The 23,944-nt window shown below is 66.5% G+C and carries 24 protein-coding genes and 1 tRNA gene; 17 read left to right on the forward strand and 8 right to left on the reverse strand.

Annotated features, from left to right (window positions below; all coding sequences use genetic code 11):
• Window positions 1-27 precede the first annotated feature (27 nt).
• From ACQPXB_RS08025 to ACQPXB_RS08035, 3 genes are read left to right on the forward strand one after another with little or no spacing between them, the layout of a single operon-like run.
• On the forward strand, window positions 28-438 hold the full coding sequence (locus tag ACQPXB_RS08025; RefSeq protein WP_386948901.1) for a cupin domain-containing protein: 411 nt from the start codon (window positions 28-30) through the stop codon (window positions 436-438).
• A 37-nt stretch (window positions 439-475) separates the two neighbouring features.
• Window positions 476-1,390 (forward strand): alpha/beta hydrolase, encoded by a 915-nt coding sequence (locus ACQPXB_RS08030; protein WP_432850483.1) that lies wholly within the window; start codon window positions 476-478, stop codon window positions 1,388-1,390.
• A complete protein-coding gene (locus ACQPXB_RS08035; protein ID WP_432850485.1) occupies window positions 1,387-2,016 on the forward strand; it encodes a DUF5134 domain-containing protein in 630 nt (209 codons plus the stop codon). The genes ACQPXB_RS08030 and ACQPXB_RS08035 overlap by 4 nt, the downstream gene beginning before the upstream one ends.
• A gap of 15 nt (window positions 2,017-2,031) precedes the next feature.
• On the opposite strand, the gene ACQPXB_RS08040 is transcribed toward ACQPXB_RS08035, so the two are convergent.
• Window positions 2,032-3,318, reverse strand: a complete 1,287-nt coding sequence (locus ACQPXB_RS08040; RefSeq protein WP_432856491.1) for an MFS transporter — start codon at window positions 3,316-3,318, stop codon at window positions 2,032-2,034.
• An 844-nt stretch (window positions 3,319-4,162) separates the two neighbouring features.
• Between ACQPXB_RS08040 and ACQPXB_RS08045 the strand changes: the two genes are divergently transcribed.
• Window positions 4,163-4,235: transfer RNA gene (locus tag ACQPXB_RS08045), tRNA-Ala, on the forward strand.
• Between the two features lie 328 nt (window positions 4,236-4,563).
• On the opposite strand, the gene ACQPXB_RS08050 is transcribed toward ACQPXB_RS08045, so the two are convergent.
• The 6 genes from ACQPXB_RS08050 to ACQPXB_RS08075 form a co-directional block, all read right to left on the reverse strand.
• Window positions 4,564-4,956 carry a hypothetical protein gene (locus tag ACQPXB_RS08050; protein ID WP_432850487.1) on the reverse strand — a complete coding sequence of 131 codons (393 nt, stop codon included), beginning with the start codon at window positions 4,954-4,956 and terminating at the stop codon, window positions 4,564-4,566.
• Window positions 4,957-4,958: 2 nt separating this feature from the next.
• Window positions 4,959-6,185, reverse strand: a complete 1,227-nt coding sequence (locus ACQPXB_RS08055; RefSeq protein ID WP_432850489.1) for a putative T7SS-secreted protein — start codon at window positions 6,183-6,185, stop codon at window positions 4,959-4,961.
• Entirely contained in the window at window positions 6,185-6,508 is a 324-nt protein-coding gene (locus ACQPXB_RS08060; protein ID WP_432850491.1) for a hypothetical protein, read from the reverse strand. Before ACQPXB_RS08060 ends, ACQPXB_RS08055 begins: the two co-directional genes overlap by 1 nt.
• Window positions 6,509-7,741: 1,233 nt before the next feature.
• Window positions 7,742-9,019 carry a hypothetical protein gene (locus ACQPXB_RS08065; protein ID WP_432850493.1) on the reverse strand — a complete coding sequence of 426 codons (1,278 nt, stop codon included), beginning with the start codon at window positions 9,017-9,019 and terminating at the stop codon, window positions 7,742-7,744.
• The gene (locus ACQPXB_RS08070) at window positions 9,016-9,342 is read right to left on the reverse strand and encodes a helix-turn-helix domain-containing protein (protein ID WP_432850495.1); all 327 of its coding nucleotides are present in this window, start codon (window positions 9,340-9,342) and stop codon (window positions 9,016-9,018) included. Before ACQPXB_RS08070 ends, ACQPXB_RS08065 begins: the two co-directional genes overlap by 4 nt.
• Window positions 9,339-10,262: a tyrosine-type recombinase/integrase gene (locus tag ACQPXB_RS08075; RefSeq protein ID WP_432850497.1), complete on the reverse strand. Its 924-nt coding sequence runs from the start codon at window positions 10,260-10,262 to the stop codon at window positions 9,339-9,341. The genes ACQPXB_RS08070 and ACQPXB_RS08075 overlap by 4 nt, the downstream gene beginning before the upstream one ends.
• A 548-nt stretch (window positions 10,263-10,810) precedes the next feature.
• On the opposite strand from ACQPXB_RS08075, the gene ACQPXB_RS08080 reads away from it, so the two are divergent.
• Both ACQPXB_RS08080 and ACQPXB_RS08085 read left to right on the forward strand, forming a co-directional pair.
• Window positions 10,811-11,323 carry a Tn3 family transposase gene (locus ACQPXB_RS08080; protein WP_432850499.1) on the forward strand — a complete coding sequence of 171 codons (513 nt, stop codon included), beginning with the start codon at window positions 10,811-10,813 and terminating at the stop codon, window positions 11,321-11,323.
• Window positions 11,324-11,507: 184 nt separating this feature from the next.
• Window positions 11,508-12,080 (forward strand): 2'-5' RNA ligase family protein, encoded by a 573-nt coding sequence (locus ACQPXB_RS08085; RefSeq protein WP_432850501.1) that lies wholly within the window; start codon window positions 11,508-11,510, stop codon window positions 12,078-12,080.
• Here ACQPXB_RS08085 and ACQPXB_RS08090 read toward each other — a convergent pair.
• A complete protein-coding gene (locus tag ACQPXB_RS08090; RefSeq protein ID WP_432850503.1) occupies window positions 12,033-13,493 on the reverse strand; it encodes a PLP-dependent aminotransferase family protein in 1,461 nt (486 codons plus the stop codon). The genes ACQPXB_RS08085 and ACQPXB_RS08090 overlap by 48 nt on opposite strands.
• A gap of 72 nt (window positions 13,494-13,565) precedes the next feature.
• On the opposite strand from ACQPXB_RS08090, the gene ACQPXB_RS08095 reads away from it, so the two are divergent.
• From ACQPXB_RS08095 to ACQPXB_RS08145, 11 genes are all read left to right on the forward strand, one after another.
• The gene (locus tag ACQPXB_RS08095) at window positions 13,566-15,125 is read left to right on the forward strand and encodes an ABC transporter substrate-binding protein (protein ID WP_432850505.1); all 1,560 of its coding nucleotides are present in this window, start codon (window positions 13,566-13,568) and stop codon (window positions 15,123-15,125) included.
• 2 nt (window positions 15,126-15,127) lie between these two features.
• Complete coding sequence (locus ACQPXB_RS08100) at window positions 15,128-15,928, forward strand: metallophosphoesterase family protein (protein WP_432850507.1); 801 nt, start codon at window positions 15,128-15,130, stop codon at window positions 15,926-15,928.
• Between the two features lie 4 nt (window positions 15,929-15,932).
• A complete protein-coding gene (locus tag ACQPXB_RS08105) occupies window positions 15,933-16,850 on the forward strand; it encodes an ABC transporter permease (protein ID WP_432850509.1) in 918 nt (305 codons plus the stop codon).
• Window positions 16,850-17,725 carry an ABC transporter permease gene (locus tag ACQPXB_RS08110; protein ID WP_432850511.1) on the forward strand — a complete coding sequence of 292 codons (876 nt, stop codon included), beginning with the start codon at window positions 16,850-16,852 and terminating at the stop codon, window positions 17,723-17,725. The genes ACQPXB_RS08105 and ACQPXB_RS08110 overlap by 1 nt, the downstream gene beginning before the upstream one ends.
• Window positions 17,715-18,488, forward strand: a complete 774-nt coding sequence (locus tag ACQPXB_RS08115; RefSeq protein ID WP_432850513.1) for an ABC transporter ATP-binding protein — start codon at window positions 17,715-17,717, stop codon at window positions 18,486-18,488. The genes ACQPXB_RS08110 and ACQPXB_RS08115 overlap by 11 nt, the downstream gene beginning before the upstream one ends.
• Window positions 18,488-19,288, forward strand: a complete 801-nt coding sequence (locus tag ACQPXB_RS08120; RefSeq protein WP_432850515.1) for an ABC transporter ATP-binding protein — start codon at window positions 18,488-18,490, stop codon at window positions 19,286-19,288. The genes ACQPXB_RS08115 and ACQPXB_RS08120 overlap by 1 nt, the downstream gene beginning before the upstream one ends.
• Window positions 19,289-19,748: 460 nt before the next feature.
• Complete coding sequence (locus ACQPXB_RS08125; RefSeq protein WP_432850517.1) at window positions 19,749-20,123, forward strand: Mu transposase domain-containing protein; 375 nt, start codon at window positions 19,749-19,751, stop codon at window positions 20,121-20,123.
• Complete coding sequence (gene istB, locus ACQPXB_RS08130) at window positions 20,123-21,121, forward strand: IS21-like element helper ATPase IstB (protein WP_432850519.1); 999 nt, start codon at window positions 20,123-20,125, stop codon at window positions 21,119-21,121. The genes ACQPXB_RS08125 and istB overlap by 1 nt, the downstream gene beginning before the upstream one ends.
• Before the next feature lie 1,155 nt (window positions 21,122-22,276).
• Entirely contained in the window at window positions 22,277-22,516 is a 240-nt protein-coding gene (locus ACQPXB_RS08135; RefSeq protein ID WP_432850521.1) for a three-helix bundle dimerization domain-containing protein, read from the forward strand.
• 111 nt (window positions 22,517-22,627) lie between these two features.
• Window positions 22,628-23,257, forward strand: a complete 630-nt coding sequence (locus ACQPXB_RS08140) for a hypothetical protein (protein WP_432850523.1) — start codon at window positions 22,628-22,630, stop codon at window positions 23,255-23,257.
• A 37-nt stretch (window positions 23,258-23,294) separates the two neighbouring features.
• A complete protein-coding gene (locus tag ACQPXB_RS08145; RefSeq protein WP_432850525.1) occupies window positions 23,295-23,921 on the forward strand; it encodes a hypothetical protein in 627 nt (208 codons plus the stop codon).
• Window positions 23,922-23,944 lie beyond the last annotated feature (23 nt).

The following is a 23,944-nucleotide window of genomic DNA, read 5'->3' on the forward strand; positions in this document are numbered from 1 at the left end:
GCTCGTCCTCGAAGAAAGGAAACAGCCATGCTGGCCAAGGGAAACGTTCAGGTCACCGATCTCCTCCACGCCACTCCGCCCGCGATCCCGGAGGGTTCGCACGCGATGACGCAGCTCGTCGAGCTCCCGCCGGCCGACCCGGGCCTCGCGCCGCACCGCCACTCCGGACCGGTGTTCGGTTACGTGACCGAAGGCAAGATCTTCTTCGAGCTGGAAGGCGAGGAGCCGCGGGAAATCGTTGCGGGGGAGGCGTTCTGGGAGCCCGGTGGTGACGTCGTGCACTACCAGGTCGCGAACCCGGACCCGGAGTCCTGGGCGCGGTTCGTCGCCGTGTGCATCTGCGCTCCCGGCGTGGAGATGATCACGATGCTGGAGCCGGAGGAGATCGTCGCTCGCGATCACCTGCGCCACCCGAGCGCCCGGCAGCACCAGGGCTGACCGTCGCCGCGACCGGATCTAAACGAGACGAGGATTCATGTCAGTACTGTCGCGACGGCCGGTGGCCGACATCGTCGCCCGCAGGTTCGCCGCCAAGATCAACTCGGCGATCCACCCCGCCGGCGAACCTCGGTTCCCCGAAATCACTGTCCGCACCACCGACATCAGCGTCGACACTCGCCACGGTCCGGTCGCCGCGACGCTGTACTTCCCGCCGTCGTCGGACGCCGGCGTCCCCGGCGTCTACGTCAACGCCCATGGCGGCGGATTTGTCGTGGGGCACCGGCAACAGGACGACGCCTGGTGCCGCTTTCTGGCCGCGCACGCCGGTGTTGTCGTGCTGAACACCGACTACGCGCTGGCCCCTCAAACGCGGTTCCCCACCCCTGTCGAACAGTTCTACGACGTGGTCCGCTGGGCGTCGGCACCCGAGCGCGACTGGGACGGCACCCGCCTGTGCGTCGGCGGCCAAAGCGCGGGCGGAAACCTGTCCGCGGCCGTGTCGCGGATGGCCCTGGAGAACGGCGGGCCCGCGATCTCCTTGCAGATCCTGCACTACCCGCCGCTCGACATCGTCACTCCGCCGTCGCGGAAGCCGACGCCGTTGGGCTCGAAAGCCGTGCTGCAGCCGTGGCTCTGCGAGGTCTTCGACACCGCCTACGTGCCCGACCGCGCTGTCCGCCGCCACCGCTTCGTCTCCCCGGCCTGGGGCGACAACGCCGACGGCATCGCGGGCATCGCACCGGCTCTGGTCATCGCCGCGGAGTACGACCGCTTGCGCAACGAGGCCAAGCAGTACGCGGACAAGCTCTCCGCGGCCGGCGCGCTCGCGGAGTACATCGAGGTGTCCGAAGTGGACCACGGCTACGACATCATGACCAACGAGACGGACACGATCCGCCGCATGTACTCCCGCATCACCGACCACGTCACCCGCGCCCTCGCCCGATGATCCACGACCCCGTTCTCCGGTGGGTCCTCACCGCGCTCTTCGCCCTCTGCGCGGCCGAGCGCGTGCACGGAATCGCCGTCGGGCGCCTGCCTTGGCAGGGCGTCGTCGGCCATTCCTTGCACGCGCTCATGGGTCTCGCGATGGCGTTGACGGCCTGGCCGCCCGGCGCCGCCCTTCCGACGACGGGGTTTGTGCTGTTCTCTTTACTGGCGGCGTTGTGGTTCATCACGTCCGCCGCGCGGGTCGCCGGCCATCGCCGCTCGAACGCTTACCACGCCTTGACGATGCTCGCGATGGCGTGGATGTACACCGCGATGATCGTCGGCCCGCCACCGGCCCCGGCTGCGCTGGCGGGGCACGGTGCTCCGATGCCGGTCATGCGCATGCCGGGAATGCACATGACCGACGTGCCCATTGTGGCGACCACCACCGGCACGTCCCCGTTCATCACCCTGCTGAACTGGCTGCTCACCATCGGCTCCGCCGTCGCCGGTGCGTGGTGGCTTTCGGAGCTCCTCGCCCGCCGTCGCATCAAGCCACTCGCCTCGAGCCGCGCCCAGCTCGCCATCGCCACCCAGGCCCTGATGGCCGCGGGCATGGCGACGATGTTCGCCGTGATGATGTAGCGCTTGAGCGGTGGCCTACGACCCCTGCGCGGACCTGTCGCTCTGCTCCGCCACCGCTGACTGGCGTGGCCGGGTACCTACCGCGATGGTGACGATCGCCCCGGCAACCATGCAAGCGCCGACAACCCACAAGCCCGTGCGCTGCGTTCCGGTCAGATCGCGCAGCCAGCCAGTGATGTACGGCGCCGCGAAGCCGGAGATATTGCCCAGTGAGTTGATCAGCGCGATCCCTCCCGCAGCGGCAGCTCCGGCGAGGAAGTTCGAGGGCAGCGCCCAGAACGTCGGCAGCGCACAGCACACACCGACGGCGCACACCGTCACGGCGGCCATCGCGGCGTAGGGATTGCCCAGGTACAGCGCGATCGGGATGGCGATGCCGCCGACCAGCATCGGCAGCGCCACGTGCCACTTGCGCTCCGCGGTGCGGTCGCCGTGGCGGGCCCAGAGCACCATCACCACCGCGCCGATCACGTACGGGATCGCGTTGACCAGCCCGGACTGGACCACGGTGAGCTTTGTGCCGAACTCCGCGCCGAAGCCGGCGATGATCGTCGGCAGGAAGAAGCCGAGCGCGTACAGCCCGTAGGCGATGGCGAAATACACGAACGCCAGCGCGAGGATCCGCGGGTGCGTGAGCGCCTTCTTCAGCGGCCAGTGGTGCTCGGCGACGGTCGCCTTCCGTTCGTTTTCCAGCTCGGTGATGAGCCACTGCCGCTCGTCCGCGTTGAGCCACTTCGCGTCTTCCGGCTTGTCGGTGAGCCAGAACCACGTCGCGAACGCCAGCAGGATCGCCGGCACACCCTCGACCAGGAACATGAACCGCCAGCCGTCCAGACCGAACACCCCGTGACCACCGGCGATCAACAGGCTCGAGACCGTGGACCCGATAGCGGATGACACCGGCACCGCAACCATGAACAGCGCTACGGCCTTCGCCCGCTGCGCGGCCGGGAACCAATACGTCAGGTACAGGATGATGCCGGGAAAGAACCCGGCTTCGCCCACGCCCAGCAGGAACCGCAGGACGACCAGCGTGGTCGCATTGGGCACGAAGGCCAGCACCGTCGCGAGAACACCCCAGGTGATCATGATCCGCGCCAGCCACCGCCGCGCACCGAACCGGTGCAGCGCGAGGTTGCTCGGCACTTCGAGGATGAGATACCCGAGAAAGAAGATGCCCGACACGAACCCGAACGCCGTCGCCGTCAACCCGAGGTCCTCGTTCATCCCATTGGGCCCGGCGAACCCGATGTTCACGCGGTCCAGGTAGTTCACGAAGTACAGCAACGCGAGGAACGGCATGATCCGCACCGCCACCTTGCCGAGCACACGATCGCCGGGCCCGCTGGTCTCCCTTGACACGGACAGCCCCCATTCTCTCGTCTCCCGATGGAACCAGGCCGGTTGACCACCGAGTCCGCCGTTTCAGGATCGGAACCTGTGTGAATTCCGGACCATTTGCCGGCACCGTAGCACAACGAGCGCTGTCAGTGACCATCGACAGCTGCGGCTGCACATTTCGGGGAAGGGTGTGATGGCTGGAATCCGGCTGTATATGCCGAGGTCGGGGCCTTCTGGTCGAGTTGCCACATTTGAAATTCAGGTAATGGATGTGCCGCCGAAAAACAGACGGCGCGCCTTGTTCGGTAGGAGGTATATTTGAGAGTATCAATTCATCGCCAGCGTGCGATAGACGTATTTCAAGCGGTATGTTGTGGGTGAATGGCGTGAATACGAAGTGCTCGATGGCCCGTGCATCTAGTGAAGGTGTGGCGGGTTGCGGTCCCGGCGGGCGGATGGTCCGATGGACTCGGCGGTGGGTCTCGCTCGCGGAGGATGCGCGGACTTGGCGGAGTGGCGCCGGTGCCTGAGTTGGCCTCATCAGGAGTAGGGCGCCGGGTGGCTGTGGTGTCACGTTCCGTGATGGTTCGGTGAGGTGTCGTGTCGCAGTTGGTTGTGGCGGACTGGAGCCGGGGCCGCTTCCTCGCCGGCCCACGCCGGCCGGGTGGGATGCTCCGCGGGTTACGGAAGCATGGTCCGACCTGGGGTTTTGGGGGCTTCGGGCCTTGGTGGACCCCCCGGTGAAGGCGGCCTGTGGCGGGGTGTAGTCTTTGTTCACACGAGATGCGGAGTTCACCTTCGCTTCGGGGCTATGGCGCAGCTGGTAGCGCACCTCACTGGCAGTGAGGGGGTCAGGGGTTCGAGTCCCCTTAGCTCCACAGTGACGAAACACCGCCCACCGGGACAGAATTTCCAGGTAGGGCGGTTTTTTCGTACCACCAAAGTTTGAGTTTTGGATCGCTCGATAGCGCCGGCGGTGAGAAGTCTGGAGCAAAACTGGAGCAGCGGTGCGATGTCCGTGAACTGGGGTCGCGCGAATAGCCTTGGCAGGGTTCTCCGAACGGGTGGAATCTTCAGAGCTAATTGGGCGCGCGGAGTGCAGGTCGGGTTACGCCGCAGCAGGGAGAACTGCGTGCACCACGCCACCGGGCAGGTCGGCGCAGCTCGGTCCACATCGATTCGGCCTGAAACGGAACAGGCCCGGGTCTACGTCGCGTCGGATGACTCCGGGGTGAAGGTGAGCTGCGGGGTGGCTACGGTGTGAACGCGGACGTGGCCCCAGTCGCCGGCGATGTCGTAGTAGCCGTCGTGGTATTGCAGGCTGTCGATGTTGCCGAGGTCCTCTTCGCCTGCGGCATCGCGATATGTCTGGGCTGAGCGGGTGATCCAGTCGATCTTCGTGGCGTTGACAATGGCTAGCAGGGCGTCGGCGTAGCAGTACTGCTCGTCGGGTGGCGGCGCGTGGTAGCGGGGGTGGCCTGGGGTGAGCACGAGGTCGAGGGTGAATGACACGGAGTCCGGGCGTTCGTTGATCGCCAGGACGTAGCTGTCCTCCAGATACACCTCTGCGAGGTCGGTGAAATCGGTGTAGTTCTTCATGCTTACTGATCCCAGGTGATCGGTGTGTGGTTGCCGGGGCTCTTCCTCGTGACCGGGTTCCCGGACGGGTCAGTGCGGACGCCGTCCTCGTTGCGCAGCTCGACATGCGGGTTTTCGCTGCCAGGCGTTCGTGCGCTTCCCTGCTTGAGTGTCATGCGGACGATTCCCTTGTCGTCGACGTACTTTTCCGGGCCCGTCGGTGTCTGCTCCTTCGTCCAGCCCTGGGCATCCGCGTAGCGCTGCAGATCAGACACCTTCGGCGGACTCCCTCCGTGAAAGTATTCCGACAAGGTGGCCTTCACCGCCGGAGGCCCTCCGGGCCGCTCCGCGGCCGTGTCCGGTTTCTCGCCGGCGCGGGCACCCTTGAGCGCCTTGCCTGCCACACCACCGATGAACACACCGCCGAGGATCTGACCCGCAGCCCGGCCAGGATGATCGGCCCAGTCGTTCCAGTCGACAAGCTGCTTGCCGAAGTCGACGGGATGAGTGACGTTGTGCCATGCCGCCGAAGCAATGTCGGTGATTCCCTCATGGTCGGGGTTGCCCGGATCACCAACCGCGAGGACCAGGTTCCAAGCCCCCTCACCCAAGCCCTTGGCCGCGTTCCAAACCCCCTCGCCGAAGTCGCCGAAGAATCCACCCACGTCGTCGAGCCAGCCTGATGCCGTAGGTGCCCCACCAGCCTCGTCAGAGATCGTCGCAGCTGCCCGGTCTCCTGCCTCGGTCAGCTGTTGCCGTGCTCGATTGAGAACGTCTCGGGCAGCCTGTCGGGTGGGTTCGCCCGGGTCGGAGAACGGCGCGATTGTCACCTGGGCGGGGTCACCGTTCGCCGCGTGCTGACGGTTCTGTGCGTCGGCGGTGGCGACGTCCTTCTCGTAGCGTGCTTTTGCGTCCGCCGTCGCGGCTTGCCCTTGTGCCCACTGGTGGGCGGCCTCGACAGCCTGGCCTTGTGCCCACCGCAGCGATTCGGCGTAATCGGTCAGTGCTTCGGCGACAGCATCGAAGGAATCTGAGGCAGCGAGCCACTTCGGCGACTCGTAGCTGAACTTGTCGTGGAAACGTGTTGCCGCGGGGCCGGTCCACGAGCCTGTATCGATCTTGCGGAGCCCGTCGCCGACTTCCCCAGTGGCCAGCGAACGACCACGCAACACCCGGGCGTTCTCCTCGACCGCGGTCGGATCACCGGGAACGAGGGCGTGTGGATCCGCGGTCTCGTCGAGTTCAGCCATCAGTTACCGATCGCAGCGCTGCCGGGATCGGCGCGCAGACGGCCGACAGCGGCCTGATCGATTCCGCGATAGACCTCGGCAACATGAGTGAGGCAGTCACCGATCACGCCGGCGTCTTCGGTCAGCGTGTCCAGTCCAGCGCTCCAGCGTGCGCAGTAGTTGGCGAGCGCGTCGTGCACACCGCTGTGACCGTAAAGCTCAGTGTCACCACACAGCCCGCGCAGCTCGAACGTCTGCTGGTCATGAACGCTCTGGCCGATTCCCTTCGCGGCCTCACCCAGCACGTCGACGTCGACGTGAAATCCGGGCCCGTCCAGGGTCATCGCCGCTCTTCTTGGCACTCTGTGCCGGCCGTCGGGGATGCAGCGTCCCTGCGGAGGCGGTGCCGCTCGGCCTCGCGGCGCATCGCTGCCAGCGTCCGCGGCGGGAGCATCCTGGTCAGGATCGGGAAGCGGTGTTCGTCGTCAGGGTCCAGCATGACTCCCACCCCGGCAGGGAGCTGGGCCAACAGGTCAGCTCCCGTTGTGACGTAGACGCCGCAGTCCCCGGAGTGCGCAGCGAGCCGCGACGGGGTGGAGAACACGAACGTCCAGCGGCCTCGACCAGCTACGTCGACGACCTCAACCCCCGGTCGGCTCGGGCAAGTTCCGTACACTGTTGCCTTCGCAAACACAGAGTCGAACTCCACGGGTCGAAGCTTCCCAGCTCGCACCGCTTCGGCACACAGCACCACGGCCGGCTGCCCGTCGTCGGCAACGCCTTCCCCTACACTCACAGCTGCCAGTGTATAGACGACAGCGCTCCGTCACAGATGTTCGAGGAACTTGCACAAAGCCCGAGGTCGCCGCCAGATCCACCCCGTTCGGCCTGACCTTCCTCGAAGGTGCGATGCCCGGACGTCAAGACGCCCGGGCATCTTTCCACACCGAACATGATCTTGAAGGCCAAGGATCGCAGTAGGCGCCTCGCAATCACAACCTGTTTCAGATCACCGCGAACGAAAGCCGCGGACTTTTAATCCCCGGGTTTGCCGTGTCAGCGAGTGTCGCATCGTGTCACCCAGGGTCAATCCGTGCAGGTCAGGTGGCATTTTTCCTCGGCGTCAGTGTCGGGCAGTATCGCGCCGTATCGGGTGCTCCGTGAGCAACGGAGCCCAATCGGAGACCGGCGTTCCCCAGCCAGCGGGCCACCGCAGAACACTCTACGTTGCATCGCGGCGCCGCACGTATCCGCCGCGGCTGGCCCCTTACTTGCCTCCGCGTTGTCAGCCAGTGGACGCGTTACGCTGAGGGCCTTAGTCTGATGTTGCTCGACGTGCTTGCCGCAGGGCGGGCCTCGGCCGACACGGGACACGGGCGAGCGAGGTGGCCGAACACTGCGCCGCGCAGGTGACTTTAGGCCATCCGTGCAGACGGCTTCAGACATCGACGCTTCCTCCGGGTCGAGGCCCACGACTGCCCGAATGTCGACCTGTACCGCTCGGGCCGGGTCGCCCTGCCGCACCGGCAAAGGCAAGGTGGCCGTCCATGGGGTGGGAACCTGGTGACCTCGCGGATTCAACTGTCGTCAGTTCTCCGGTCTTGTAGCCGTGTGTGGTCGCCTGGGGCGTAGCGGCTCCAGGTGGTTCCTGCGGTGGTGGCGGTGCGGGCGGTGTGGTCGTGGCTGTAGCCGAGCATGGTGGCGACGACCGGTGCCGGTGCTTGGAGAACGAGCTGGCGTAACGCGGCGGTGCGGCCGTTGAGGGCGAAGATGCCGTGCTTGCGCAGGCGGATCTCGATCGTGCTGGTCACCATGGGCTGTCCGGCGCGTCGGCCGGGGAAGAGCCAGCGGGCGTCGCGGTTGGTGGCGGTGGTGAGGTTTAGCCGCTGTTGCAGGTGTTGCCGCAGGAGTCCGGCGAACGGCTCGGGAACGGGGATGGGCGGGTCGCCGAGACGGATGCTGAGCTCGCCGTCGGCGTCGAGAACATCGTCGAGGGTGAGTTTCAGGATGCGGGTGAGAGGCTGGGCGTAGAGCAGCATGAGCAGCGCGGCGACGCGGGTGAGCAGCGGGATTGTCTCCTCGGTGAGCAGCGCGCGGATCACCGCGAGATGGTGGTGCTGGTCAAGCGGGGCCGGGTTGACCGTGCTGCGGTGCGGGATCGTCACCTTGACCAGCAGCTTGTTGCTCATCGCCCAGCGCAGGAATGCCTGGGTGAGTCGGTGGGCGATGTAACCCTGGGCGTACCAAGCGTCGATGTCGGCTTGGCGGCAGGTGGCCAGGCGCCGGTCGCGCTGGTGCAGCCAGGCCAGGAAGCCGAGGGCCTGCCGGATCTCTTCACGGGCCTGCTGAGTCTGTTGCTCGGTGACCGGGCCGCGGTCGGCGAACGCGCGAAGCCGGCGCTGGACATGCCAGGAGGCGAAGCGTTCCACGAGCTTGCGCTGCTCGGGCTGGTCGATCTCGTTCAGACGCTCGCCCAGCCACCGTCCGAAGAGGACGAGGTGGCGATCGACCCTGGGCAGGACCCCGTGCTGCATCAGCAGATCCCGCAGGTAAGCAACCGATCGCCACGGTGTCATGCCATCCAGGGTCTCGTGCGTGAGCGGCCTTTCCGGCATCGCCAGCGTCCGCAGCATCTGCTCGACGTGCGGACGAGCCAGCCAGCTCACGCCGGCGCGCGGACTGCGCATCGCCGCCATGCCGTCCCGGAACGGCAGCAGCTCCGGCCGGACTTGCCCGGAGCCGTCGTCGAGCACTGTGTCGAGGTCTTCGGCCAGCGCGCAAGGCCCGCAGAGACCTCGCCGGTAACGGCGTCCTTCGATGCCGCAGTTGTCGCAGGTCAGCGCCTTTCTGGTCACGATTCGGGGCGCAGCCGGGCCCGCTTCGGCCGGACGGCGTTGAGATTGACCACCCCGTCGTCGGTGGCGGTCTTGCGGACGGCCGCGGTCTCGGCCTTGGTCGCGATCAGGTCGGCCGGTGTGCAGGCGAAGATGTCGCAAAGCGCGGCCAGGACCGGCAGCGAGAGGCGTTCGGGGGTTCCGGTGGCGAGCCGGTGGACCTGGGAGACCGACAGGTTGATGCCGCGGTCGACGAGCGGTTCGACGAGGTCGCTGATGGTGAACATGCCGTGCGCGGCCATGACTTCACGCAGCCGCCATTTGTAGCTGACCTGGCGTTTCATCGGTTCCTCCGGGTGTCGTCGATCTCGAGGGCGGCGTTCAGGGTCTGGTCGATGGCGCGGCGCACTGTGCGGATGCGGAAGTCCGAGGAGACGCAGGTGTAGATCGAAGTTGTGCTCGCGTGTTCGTGGCCGACCTGCTGCTGGACGAAGAACGGGTCGTAGCCGGCCTCGATGAGATGGGTGACGTAAGAACGCCGCAGCCCGTGGAAATCGAGGCCAGGATCGAGGCCGAGAGCGTCGCGGTAGGTGGCGAATCGGGAGTTGATCCGCTGCAGCCCGATCCGGGGGCCGCGTTCGGAGGGCCAGAGCGCACGGGTGCCCGGAATCGCGAGCCGGGGCCGGAATTCGGTGATCCACTCGTCGAGGATGTCGGCGGTCCAGGTCCAGACGGTCGCGACGCTGCGCCGTTTCGGCGGCGACCCCTTCTTCGCCTTGCCGTGCCGGACGTGAACCAGACCACAGTCGCCGAACTCGGGCCCGTGCGGATTCGGGCCGATGTCGGCAAGATCGAGCATCCGAGTTTCGTTGCGCCGCAACCCATAGCCGTAGGCGGTCTTGAACAACGTGGCGTCGCGGAACGCAGGCAGCCAGCCCTTGCGGCCGCGGTCGCGAGCGACGGTGACCTGCTCGTCGGCGTAGTCGAAGAAGTCCTGCAACTCGTCGATCGTGAACGCACGCTTCTCCGGCTGCGCCTCCGCGTCCTGGACGTGGGTGGCCGCGTTCCACTCGTGCACGACCTGCACCGGATAGGTGCCGAACCGCTGCTCACATACCTCCGGCCAGCCGTAGGCCGGGTCGGTTACGTAGTGGCAGAACGACCGCAGAGCGTCCTGATAGGACCGCAGCGTCGACTGCGCGCAACCACGAACCGCCCGTAGATCGCCGAACCACTCTCCGCTAGCTGCGATGTCCACTGCCACGGCCACGCCTGGGCGTGCGCGACGAACGCACGCAGGCGCCCGTGTCGCTTGTCGATCGTGGAGAACGCCAGGTTCCACGCGAGTTGCTGGTTCCTCCAACCGTCCAGCATCGCCTCGAACACCTGCTCCTCCGGGCGAAGCAGCGCGATCCCGTCGGTGAGCTGGAGCCGTGCGGCACCCGGCAACCGATCTTGTTGACCCGCCATCCATCACTCTCCGGCGTTCGCATCAGACGCGAAATCTTCGCATCCAATGCGAACGACGCGGTGTTCACCCTGCTCAATCGGGGTTTGCCAAGTAGCCCCGTGACCTCGGTGTCGTTCAGACCGATAAGTTCGGCGTCGACACGACCTGCAGCTCACGTTCGGGTTTCCCAAGGCCGGATCACGGGTCTCATGGTGTCGCCAATGCGCATCCGATGCGATATGCGGCGGTTCCGGAATACGCCAGAAACCTGCCGCGGGCCTCGGTAGCGGCTGGTCAGAGGCCGGTAGTGGCTTGAGGGCATCCCGCCGGGCAAGATCGCGCACTTCGCCGGCGAGGCTCGGGTGACCGACGCGGCGGACATGCGCAAGGTTCTCAATGACGACAAGCGGCTGACGCTGCTGGTCAGCCTCGTGCACGAGTGCCGCACGGCGGCGCGGGACGAGCACTGGACCGACCTGCTGCGCACCGCGATCTCCATCCGCGAGGGCCGGGTGTCGTCGGTGACGCTGCTGCGCCGGCTCGGGAACCACTCCCGCAAGAACCGGCTGTACCGGGCGTTCCGCGAACTCGGCCGCGTGATCCGCACGATCACGCTGCTGCGGTACCTGTCGGAGCCGGAGCTGCGCGAGCAGATCACCGCGATCACCAACAAAGCCGAGGCGTTCCACGGCTACTCGGAATGGCTGATGGTCGGCGGACGACTGATCGGCCACAACGACCCCGACCACCACGAGCTGGTGGTCAAGTTCAACGAGCTGATGGCCAACTGCGCGATCTACTCCACCGCGCTGGACATCACCGACGCCGGCCGCCAACGCCTTCGCGTCCGAGGGCAACGTGGTCGACCACGATGACCTGGCCACCATCACCCCGTATATCACCCACACCATCCGCCGCCTCAGCGACCTGGTGCTCGATCTGGACCCGCCCGACGCGGTACCGACCACCAGTGTCATCACTTAATAACGCTCCGCCCGGGGCCAGCAGGCGCCGGTCTGTTCACCATGCACGGCACGATCATGGAGATCGCCGTCCATCATGGAATTCGCACGAGGAAGGACGTCGGCGTTGCGCGCATATATCGGACTCGAGCCGCCACTGACCACCCGGAGATCGGTCTCGGCGGCTCTCGCCCGCTTGAGCTCTGCACCTGCTGCGGCGTGGGTGGGGCTCGGCCACTTCCACGTCACATTGCGCTTTCTCGGCGACGTCCCAGCCGAATCCCGTGACTTCGACCACCTCAGGAACGCCTGCGCGAAGATCGCGCGCCGTCGTGTCCACTTCGGTGCGAAGATTCAGCTGTTCGGCCCGAACGCTCTCGTCGTTCCCGTCACCGGTGCGGACGACCTTGCAACGGCAGCCCGGGCGACGGTGCGCAAAGAGGCATCCGCCCACGAGCCGCTGACGTTCTTCGGGCACATGACGGTCGCCCTTCCGACGACCGCCGGCGAACTCGAGTGGGCTTCCTCGATGCTCGGCGCACCCTTGAGCGGAGGCTGGGACGTCGACGAAGTGTGCGTGTTCGCCAGCGAGACGCTGTGCGGTGCGAAGCGTTACCGAGTGCTAGCGCGCATTCCCCTTGCGGGTACGGCGGCGGTCCGGGAACGCTGACCACGCCGCCTTGAGGTCGGCCACCCCTCGTGCGACTTCGTCGTCGCCCGAGGTCAGAGTGAGCCGGATGTGCTGAGATGCCCGGCCGTCGCTGCGGTACATCCCGCCGTATCCGACCGCCGTGCCTTGCTGGTAGGCGAAGGCGACGAATTCGGCGCTGTCCCTGACCGGCAAGCGGATCCACATCGCGGGTCCATGTCCGGGACCTTCGATAATCCAGTCCGGCAGCTCACGGCCGATGAAGTCCCGGGTCGCTGCAGCTCGCCGCTGCACCTGGAGGCGGCGTAGGTCCGCGATCGTGTCGTGGTGCCGGAGCAGCTTGGCCAGGATGAGCTGGCTGGGGACCGACGATCCTGTGTCGGTCTTCGCTTTAGTTCGTACGAGCGATGGGACAAGGGTTGGGTGCGAACGGATCCAGCCCATCCTGAGCCCGCCCCAGTAGATCTTGTTGAATGAGCCGACCGTGATGATGGAGCGCTGGTCGGACATGGCCGCCAGCGGTCTCGGCTGGGGCATGGGGTGGTAGTCGGCCAGCGTGCAGTCGTCGACGACCGTCACTCCGGCCTCTGCGATGCGGACAAGAGCGCGTCTGTCTTCGGACGTGACACTGTGGCCGGTGGCGACGTTGCACGTAGCCGTGACGACCGCCATCTTGGCGCGTGCCTTCAGAGCGACCTTCGCCAGGCCCTCGGTGTCCACCGCCGCGTCGCCTGTGCGCACGGACACCACCTGCACGCCAGCCCGACGCAGCAAATCCAGCGTCGGGGGGAAGGTCGGAGACTCCACCACGACCACATCACCGGGCGCCAGCGCCTGATCGAAGACGAGCGACAGCGACTGGGTGGCGCCGGTGGTGACGATGACGGCGTTCGGGCCGGTCGGCAGGCCGTGTGCGGTAAGCATCGCCGAGATCGCCCTGCGCGTGCCAGCGAGGCCCGCCAGGTGGTAACCGCTTCCAGGGGGCTCCCCGTCTGGAGAGGCGTCCAGCAGTTCGCTCGCGGTCACCGTCAGCGCGTCGGCCGGCAGGTCGGCCGATGACGGTACGGTCGCCGCGATAATGCCCGGTCCGGTGTACTCACCCATCTGGTACTTCGACCGCAATCCGGGCGGCAGTGAGGCGGTTCGAGGTGAACTCCGCTTACCCGTAATGAAGCTTCCCGCGCCTTGTACCCGGTGCACGATTCCCCGTGCGGCCAGGACTTCCATGCTTCGGACCACCGTGCTGCGGCCGACCCCCAGCTCCTCGGCGATGCTGCGTTCGGCTGGCAGTCGCCACGTCTGCAGTAACTCTCCGCGTTCGATAGCTTGTTCGACAGCGGCGGCCAGCCGCTCGGCCAACGATCCGCTGCCGTTGCGCCACTCACCGAGTAACGCACGAAGTTCGTCGAGGTCAACGGAGCGCGAAGAAACCAATTTTGACTCCAATGGACTGTCCGACGGGATTATTCTGGCCGCGATCTCGCACCCTACCCAAAGGGACGCACCATGACTCTAGGTCGCAACAGTGCCGCCAGAGCTCTGGCGAGCCTGGCCGCCATCACCCTCGCTTCCGCGTGCCTCGTTGCGTGCGGCACCTCGACACCGTCCGCCCCGACAGCCGCGGGTTCCGACCTGAGGATCGCCATCCCCACCGTCGCGCCGCCCTACTCCGGCTCGAGCCAGGCCATTGACGCCATGCGGATCACCAGCAACATCTTCGATCCGCTGATCGTCAGGAACCAGACGACCGGGAAACTCACGCCCGGGCTGGCGACCGCCTGGAAACAGGTCTCGCCCACCGTCACCGACCTGACCATCCGCCGAGGTGTCACCTTCCAGGACGGCACACCGATGACAGCCGATGACGTCGCCTTCACGCTGTCGTCGCAGCGGTTGTGGGGGCCCAAAGCCATCGAGCCCTCCGCCCTCGCCTCGACCTTTTCCGGCGTCGTCGTGAAGAACGCGGACACAGTCGAAATCACCACAGCACAACCGGATCCGGCGCTGCTTGACCGCCTCGCGTCGCAAATCGGGTTCGTCGTGCCCAAGGCCTACCTGGAAAAGGTCGGCCTGCAGCAGTTCGGCGTGCACCCGATCGGGACCGGGCCCTACCAGTCGCAGTCCGTCCAGCCGGGCCAAGAGGTGGTGCTGACGGCGAACAAGAATTACTGGGGACCGAAGCCGACATACCAAACCCTCACCTTCAAACAGGTCTCCGACGTCACCGCACGCATCTCCGGACTGGCCACTGGCCAGTACGACATCGCGACCTCGATCCCGCCGGATCAGAGCCAGCAAGTGAAGAGCAACGGCCAGCTGCTCGTCTCCACCCCGGTCAACAACGTGCTCCAGCTGGCGTTCATGACCAACCAACTCGGCAAGCCCACCAGCGATCCGAAGGTCCGGCGGGCGATGCTGCTGGCCGTCGACCGCCAGGGCATCGCCGCGTCCCTGTGGAACGGCCAGGCGACGGTCTACGACGGATTCAATCTCCCTGCCTTCGACGGCTTCTACAACCGTGCGATCCCGGTGGCGCAGCAGAACCTCGCCGAGGCGAAGTCCCTGCTCGCGAGCGCCGGCTACCACGGACAGCCGATCGACCTGCAGTACATCGGCAACTACTACCCGAACCTGGACCAGGCGCTGCAGGTGATGCTGCCGATGTGGAAGCAGGCGGGCTTGAACGTCACGTTGGACCCCGTCGCCAACTACACCCTGCTGAACTACAAAAAGCTCAACGCCTACGCGACCTCCAGCAACCTGCAACTGGGCAATGACCCCACCTCTCCCATCTACACCGACTGGCTCTCCTCGAAGGCCACGTTCGTGAAGTCGGGTCGTTACGTTCCCTCGGCCGCGATGTCGGAGGCGGGCACCGTCCTCGCCACCAGCACGAACCAGGCAGAACGGGCGAAGGCGTTCGACACCATCGCCCGCTTGTGGACCACGGAGGTGCCGTCGATCGATATCTGGCGGCCGGTGGAGATCGACGGCGTCCGCGACGGTGTGCACTTCACTCCCGACCCGCGGTACTGGATGCGATTCGCCCCCCTACCAGGAAGCTGAGCATGAACCTGTTATCCCAAACCACCGTCCTGCACATCTCCGACACGCACATGTCACCGGAGCACCCGCTTGGGCGGCAGATGTGGACCTCGGTCGTCCGGTACACGGAAAAGTCGCGGCCGGACCTCGTCATCCACACCGGAGACGTCGTCCACGACGACCCCGACTCCGACACCGACTACGAGTTCGCGGCGTTCCAGATGCGGCGACTGACCACGCCGTGGCGCATCATTCCGGGAAACCACGACATCGGTGACACCGAGCCCGATCCCTACCGGGGCCTGACGACTCCGGAACGGCTGAAACGGTTCCGATCGCACTTCGGCCCCGACCGCTGGGCGATCACCATCGGCGACTGGACCATGATCGGCCTGAATTCGCAGCTGTTCGACAACCACCTCCTCGAGGAGGAAACCGAACAGTGGGCCTGGCTCGACGAGCAGCTGGCCGGCGCCGACGGCCGGCCTGTGGGGCTGTTCATGCACAAACCGCCGTCCATCAATACCCTGGGCGAGGATCTCTTCGTGAACAAAGCGGTCGGGCTCCGCTCCCGCAGCCGCCTGCATGAACTGGCCAGATCGGGCGTGGTCAAGCTGATCGGCTTCGGCCACCTCCACGAACACGTCGTGCTCTACAGCGCCGGCGCGCTACTCGTAGGGGCACCGGCGATCGGAGCGGTCCCGGCGGGCGAGTCGGTGTGGCAACTGGGCCTACGCTGCAACGGCGCCGTCGAGTACCGGCTCTCCGGAGACACCGTCCGCGTGCGTCTCCTGCGCGAACAAGACCTCGGGATGACGCGGTGATTCCATGACCCGCGCTGTCCTCACCCGCGTCATCCGGAGCCTCACCGCGATCCTGATCGTGATCACCCTGGTGTTCTTCGTGACCCGGCTGACCGGGGACCCCGTCCGTGCCTTCGTTCCCGAGAACGCTCCACCAGAAATCGCTGACCACTACCGACACCTCTTCGGTCTCGACGCACCCCTATGGCAGCAGTACCTGCTGTACCTGCGCGGCTTGGCACACGGTGACTTCGGCACCTCCTACTTCGATGCCGACGGAGCGCTCCACATCGTCGTGCGCAGCATTCCGGCGACACTGCAGATCGCGATCCCCGCGTTCCTCGTCTCGACCGCCGTCGGGCTGGCCGTCGGCATCCTCGCCGCCGCCCACTCCAGTGGACACCTCGGCCGCATCATCAGCTCCACTGCTATCGGGTTCGCCGCCCTGCCGAACTTCGTCATCGGCATCATCCTGATCCTGGTTCTCGGGGTGAAACTGCAGTGGTTCCCCACCACCGGCAACACCACCGCTGCCAGCATCGTCATGCCCACGCTGACGATGGCGCTCCCGCCAGCCGCGATCCTCGCCCGAGTCACGCAGACCTCCATGATCGAGGCGCTGGCCCTGCCATGCGTGGCGCACGCCCGCGCGGTCCACGTCAGCCGCCGGAGACAAATTCTGGCCCACGCCTTACCGAACGCGGCCCGCCCAATCCTGACCATCGTCGGGTTCGACTTCGCCTACTTGGTCGCCGGGTCGTCGATCGTGGAGGTCCTCTTCGGCTGGCCGGGCATCGGGGCGCTGCTCGTCCGAGCTTCACAGCAAAACGACTACGCGGTCGTGCAATGCGTCGTCGTGCTAGTCACCGTAAGCGTGGTCATCGTGCACGCGCTCACCGACCTGTCCTACCGGCTCGTCGATCCGCGATTGAGAAGCAGCTGATGGCACTCACCGAGCAACAGCCCCTGACTCGAGCCACCGTCTCCGCGCGAGGGGGACATCGGCGGCGCCGGTTTCCGGCGTGGTCGCTGATCATCGCCCTGGCCCTTGTCGCGATAATTCTCCTGGTCACCATCCTCGCCCAGGTGATCGCGCCCGAACCGCTGGAAGCCGCAGCGATCACGCAGCGACTCCAGCCTCCCTCTGCACACCACCTGCTGGGCACCGACCAGCTCGGACGCGACATCGTCAGCCAGCTGTTCTACGCGACGCAGGCGAGTGTGCTGATCGCCGGCAGCGCCACGCTGCTGTCCGGACTCATCGGTGCAGTCCTGGGTGCGCTGGCCGGCTGGTTCGGCAAAGGCGTCGACACCGTGGTGTCCTTCTTCATCGACGTACAGTCGTCGATTCCGGCATTCATCCTCGCTCTTGGCGCCCTGGTGTTCTTCGGCGGCACACCCACGGTGCTGGTGATCATCCTCGCCGTCGAAGGATGGGAACGCATCGCCCGCGTCACCCGCGCCGAGGTGATGTCGGTACGCCGCAGTGGTTACGTGCAGTCCACCCTGAACCTTGGTGTCTCGCGGTTCACCACCGTGCGGCATCACCTGCTGCCGGCCCTGGTCGCCCCGCTGGTCGTCCAGATCACCCTGGCCTTCCCCACAAAGATTCTGCTCGAGAGCGCGCTTTCGTTCCTCGGACTCGGCATCCGCCCGCCCGCCACGAGCCTCGGGCAGATGGTCGGCACCGGCGAGCAGTACCTGGCGTCGGCATGGTGGGTCGTCGTCGTGCCCGGACTGGCCATCTTCCTCATCAGCCTCGCTGTGGGCATCATCGGCGACCACCTTCAAAATCGGATGATTCGCCATGCCGGCTGAGACGAATCTGCTCACCGTCGAAAGCCTGGCCGTGAGCGCCACGCTGCCCTACGGCGACACCAAGATGCTGGTGGCCGACGTCAACCTCAGCCTCAACGCTGGCCGGGCGATGGCCATCGTCGGCGAGTCCGGCTCGGGCAAGACCACACTCGCCAAAGCACTCGCCGGGCTGCTGCCCTCGTCGATGACCACGCGAGGAAAAGTCACAACCGTGGGCCTCGTTGGGTACATGTTCCAAGACGCCGGAAACGCCCTTAACCCCACGCGCCGGGTCATCTGGCAAGTGGAAGAGGCGCTGCGTGCGCTGGGCGTCCCCCGGCAGAAGCGACACGATACTGCGCTCGACTACCTGAAACGCGCCGAAGTCCCCGACGTCGAACGGCACGCACACCGCTATCCGCACCAGCTGTCGGGCGGGCTGGCGCAGCGCGTTTTACTCGCGGCCGTGCTCGCCGCGAGCCCGTCGGTGCTCATCGCGGACGAGCCCACCTCCGCACTCGACGTGACCACCCAGGCTCGGATCGCCACGTTGCTCCGCCGCTTGGTCCGAGAAGAAGACCTCGGAATGCTGCTGATCACCCACGACCTCACCGTCGCCGCGCAGATCGCCGATGACATCGCGGTGATGTATCAGGGGCGCCTGGTCGAACAGGGAAGTGTCGACGAGGTTCTGCACCACCCCCAGCACGACTACACACGCGAGCTCATCGGCGCCTTGCCCAACCGCGGACAGCACCGCCGCCAGGAAGAGGAGGCCCTCTGATGGCCGCGGTGGAAGCCCACGGCGTGCGGCAGGTGTACGGCCGAGGCCTCAAGGACCGAGTCGTGGCCCTCGACGGAGTGGACCTCACCGTCCAGAAGGGCGAAAGCCTCGGCATCGTCGGCGAATCCGGCTCGGGCAAGAGCACCCTCGCCCGCATCCTGACCGGAATCGAACAACCGCACGAGGGCACCGTGCTCGTGAACGGACGCCCACTGCCGACAGCCGGACGTGCCTGGCGCGAGCGCCGCCGCCAGCTTCAGCTGATACCCCAACATGCAGGTGGTGCTCTCGACGCGCGCGTCACCATGGAACAGCACCTCGCCGAAGTCGTCGACGCGCACCACCTCGCACCCGACCGAGCCGCCCGCCGACGGCTCATCGCCGACAGCCTCGAACGGGTCGGCCTGGCCGCCGAGCACGGCCGAAAACGTCCCCGGCAACTCTCCGGCGGTCAGCAGCAGCGCGTCATCATCGCTCGATCACTGCTGCTGAGCCCAGAAATCCTCTTTGCCGACGAACCCACGTCCGCGCTGGACCTGCTAGTCCGGCGGCAAATCGTCGACTTGCTGAACGTCACCTGCCGCGGACCACACCGGGTTTTCGCGATCGTCACCCACGACCTGCAGATCGTCGACGGCCTATGCGACAGGCTAATCGTCATGAAGAACGGGAAGATCGTCGAATCAGGGCCCACGGAAACCCTGCTCAGCAACCCGCAGCACGCCTACACCCGTCAGCTGGTCACCGCCGCGTTCCAGACCACTCCCTCGGCGCTGGCCGCGGTCCGGGAGGCCGGATGACCCACATCTAGCTACATACACACGACCAACCGTCCAGATGCCGCTGCTGCAGGAAGACGGGCACTCGGAAGCGGTTTGGACACCGCTAGAAAGTCAGCCAGGGGAGCGCCGATCAGCGGCCGCCTGCTCGACCGGTCGAGCCTGGGCAGTTGCCCCGAACGGATGGGCCGATCGGCTGAACCGTGAGTCTGGGCGTGCGCTTTCGCGCGCGGACTGCGATACAAAGATTAATTTTGTAGCCGAGCGGTCCCAGTCGAGTGGGCCTGGGCCGTGCTCGACGACGCCCGATCGGGAAGGCGCCTGACCTGCGGGTCTGCGGCGGGCCGGAGGTCTGTCGCCACGCACGGGCCGCCGAATCCCAGGGGCCTGTCGGTGGCGACGGCTGCAGCTGGCCAACCAGCGCCGGCATCGGCGGTTGGGTTGCCGCCCGGTCGATCGCTGGGCGGCTGATCAGACCGCGATGATCGAGCTGCCGCCGGTCGCGCCGGTGACCGGCTGGCGATCGACCATCCGCCTGCCGCGAGATCACTACCTGCGCCTCGACTCCAACGACTACTCGGTCCACCCGAGTGTCGTCGGACGCCGCGTCCATTTCGCCGCCGATCTCGACGAGGTCGTGGTCACCTGCGAGGACGTCGAGGTCGCCCGGCATACCCGCTGCTGGGCCGATCACCAGAGCATCACCGACCCCGTCCACGCGGCCGCAGCCGCCCAGCTGCGCCAGGCCCGCCGGCTGACCGCGGTTCCGAAGGTCGACACCAGCGTCGAGCACCGGGCCCTGACCGACTACGACCGCCTGTTCGGTCTCGAGAGCAGCGAAGAGGGGATCGCCTGATGGCCACCACGAAAGCCACCGCCGAGACCAGCGGCCGCAATATCGCCGGCGAGATCGCTTACCTCACTCGCGCGTTGAAGGCCCCGTCCTTGAGCCAGGCCGTCGAGCGGCTGGCCGAACGGGCCCGGGCCGAGAACTGGACGCACGAGGAGTTCCTCGCTGCCTGCCTGCAACGCGAGGTCGCCGCGCGGGAGTCCCACGGCGGTGAGGGCCGCATCCGCTCCGCTCAGTCCCTGGCGCGGAAGTCGTTGGAGGAGTTCGACTTCGACCACCAGCGCTCCCTCAAACGCGACACCATCACCCACCTCGGCACCCTGGACTTCATCACCGCCAATGAGAACGTCGTGTTTCTCGGCCCGCCGGGGACCGGGAAGACACATCTGTCGATCGGGCTGGGGATGCGGGCCTGCCAGGCCGGGCACCGGGTCGCGTTCGCCACCGCCGCCGAGTGGGTCGCCCGCCTCGCCGACGCTCACCACGCCGGGAAGCTTCAGGCCGAGCTGGTCAAACTCGGGCGGATCCGGCTGCTCATCGTCGACGAGGTCGGCTACATCCCGTTCGAGGCAGAGGCGGCGAACCTGTTCTTCCAGCTGGTCTCGTCGCGTTATGAGCGCGCCAGCTTGATCGTCACGTCGAACAAGCCGTTCGGGCGCTGGGGTGAGGTCTTCGGCGACGACGTCGTCGCCGCAGCCATGCTCGACCGCCTCGTCCACCACGCTGAAGTGATCTCGATGAAGGGAGACAGCTACCGCCTCAAGGACCGAGACCTCGGCCGAGTCCCACCGCCCACCAAAGCCAACGACAAACAACGAACCAACAGGGGGTCCGTTTTCATCCGTCCCCACGGGGTCCAGATTCAGCCGCCGTTGACACGGGGTACGAGCGTCGCGTTACCACACGACCAGTGTCCCCTCGCCAAGCCTCGATTCCAGCTGGTTTCCGTTTCACACCAACGTGAATTTTTGCCGGGAGTCCGGCCACACGTGGGCGAATGTTGATCGGTTGCGTCGACGTGAAGGATCTCGCCGGTCATGCGCGGCGACATTTCAGCTCGAGGTCAAGGCCGATGCCGATGCCCACAAGGTCGCGGGCATCCCGCGCTCGACCCAACCGCTTTACCGCAGGATCGACTCACCAACAGGACCCGACTTGAGCGAACCCCTTGTTTTTCGTGGGTAGTCGAGCAGTCGGGCGCTCCCCGTTGGGCCCCGACTCCCCGCCCGACTGCTCGCCGGTCATTCTGTGGGGGCCAACCCGAAGGGCGCCAGGGACGAAAGTCCTCACACGCAAACCGGAGGGCTCGTAAAGCGTTAACCAGTGCGCACCCACAGCAAGTCCGCCGCGACGATTGTCAAGCGGGACGCGGTTGCCGACGCAGGTGAAGCGATTGCGCAGCCATGATCGCATCGAGCAGCGGTGCTGTTGGCAGATCGATCCGGCGCAAAATTGTTCACTGGTGCTGAACGAACTTCTTCAGGACAGCGAAGATATGGCCCGAGCCGGCCCCGCTTGCACAGCGGCATGATCGTCTCGACCAGCGCGACTCCGACCTGTTCGGCGAAGCGGCACACAACCCCGAGGCACAGAGCCGGATCCAGGCCGCATTCCGGCACGGTCTGCAGACTCGGTCTGCGGAACTGGCCCTGGGTCGGACGCTCGATGACCTAGCCGGAGGGTGAGTGACGGGACGTCCCTGTCCCGCGCCTCGCGGACGCTGATCCGAGACTGCGCTTCCACCCCGTTGCAACGTTGACCACGGATCGGCGAAGGCCACGACAACCACCTCAATCCCTAGCCCAGGCCGCATCAACGCGCAGTGCTTGGCGTGACTGCACATCATCGCGCCCATCGACGGCTCGATCCCGCGAGCGTGATCGACGAGGCGACCGCCGGGCCACGCCCGTGGCGGCGACGATGCCGCGCCGGACCGAAGGTCGTTTTGGGTACCCACCAGCGCTTCCTCGGTGTCGCACATTTTTCACATCACGTCGCGAACTGTGACAGGTCGGCGCGCTGCGGGGCTCGCCCCAGGTCCGCAACCATGCAGCAGCGCATGGTGACGACCCGTTCGTTCATCTACCGTTCACCGTGACGGGGTGCAATAAATCCCTGGCAGACCGGTGCAGCGAGACCGCACCGGACCGGAGGCAACAGTGGGCGCACACACGATGGACTCCATCGCGTCCGAGCAACTGGACACGCAGTTCACACATCTGGAGCACCGGCTCGCGCGCGTCTACACGACGCTCGACTCCGCACTGGTGCGGGACCACATCGCACGCGAGCGCTCCCGCTTCGCCGGTGCGCGGATCCACGCCTACCTGCCCATCCTCGTCGAGCGCGCAGCCAGACTCGAGCTGGACCGGCTCCAGGCCGCCCTCCGCAGACGGTAGGTGCGCGGCCGCAGCAGCCCGCCCGTGCCGAGCCCGTCACCCCCGGCAGGTAGTGCCGCGTACCTCGCCGGGCGGCCGTGACGCGAGCCGACACAACCGGAAGGAGACGGAATGATTACCGACACTCCGGGCGAAGCACGCCCCGGCGAGGCGCGGACGGTTGAGCAGAAGATCGCGATGCTGCGAGAGCTGTTCGCCGACGCGGCGGAGGTGGGCAGGACGGCACTGGAGAACGTGCTCAGCAGACCGGCGTCGGACGCGTCCCGGAAGCCGCCACCGCCGGTGGAGAGCGCCGGGAGGATCGGGAGCCGGCTGGGCAAGTTCTCCGAGCTGACGATCATCGTCCCCTTGGCCCCCGGCGGCGCGCGGCGCCTGCGCGCGTTCCTGCGGCTGTTCGGTGGCAACCTCGCCGGCGCGGACGACGTGGGCACCGTCCACGACATGCGCTTCGTGTTCCTGGACAACGACACGAAGCTGCTGTTCGCCACCGCCTACGACGGCGAATGGGACGCCTACATCGACGACTTCGCGACGAAGATCCCCGACTTCCTGGACATCATCGACTCCGCCTGGGAGGGCTGGCCGGGGGTCCGCAGCCCGCAGCCGCAGGACGATCTCGCCGAGCACCAGGTCACGGCCGAGGGCTGGTACGTCGCCGACGACCAGACCGTGGCCGAGACACGGCGGTTGAGGCGGCTCGGCGCGGCCGTCGACGAGTTCCTGGACAAGGTCGGCGAGTAGCCCGGCCGGCTCGGACAACCCGGAAGGAGAAGAACCCATGCCAGCCGACGTACAGGCACATCCCGGACACGAGCCGACGGTCGAGCAGCAGCTTCAGCATCTGCGCGGGCTGTTCGCCGACGCGCCGGAGGTGGGCCGGAAAGCGTTCGAGAACGTGCTCAAGGAGGTGTCCGCACAGGCGTCGCAGGAACCACCGCCACCGGTGGTGAGCGCGGGTCGCGCCGGTAGCCGTCTCGGCAAGGTCTCGGAGCTGACCCTGCTCGTCCCGCTCGCGCCGGGTGGAGCCGAGCGGCTGCGGGCTTTCCTGAGGTTGCTGAACGGCAACCTTGATGGCGCGAACAAGGTCGGCACGGTGCACGATATGCGGTTCGTGTTCTTGGACAACGACACAAGGCTGCTCCTCGCCACCGCGTACGACGGCGAGTGGGACGCCTACATCGATGACTTTATCGCGAAGATCCCCGACTACATGGACATCCTTTCCTCCTCTTTCGAGGGTTGGCCGGGGATCCACAGCCCGGACGCGAAGGACTACTTCACACGGCACCAGGTCACCGCCGAGGGCTGGTTCGTCGCCGAGCCGGATCTGACGGTGGCGGACACGCGTCGGTTGAAGCGCGTCGGCGCGGCCGTCGACGAGTTCCTGGACAAGGTCGGCGAATAGCCCCGACAGCTCAGACAAGCGGG

The organism is Amycolatopsis sp. CA-161197, from assembly GCF_050942255.1.
Taxonomy (GTDB): Bacteria; Actinomycetota; Actinomycetes; order Mycobacteriales; family Pseudonocardiaceae; genus Amycolatopsis.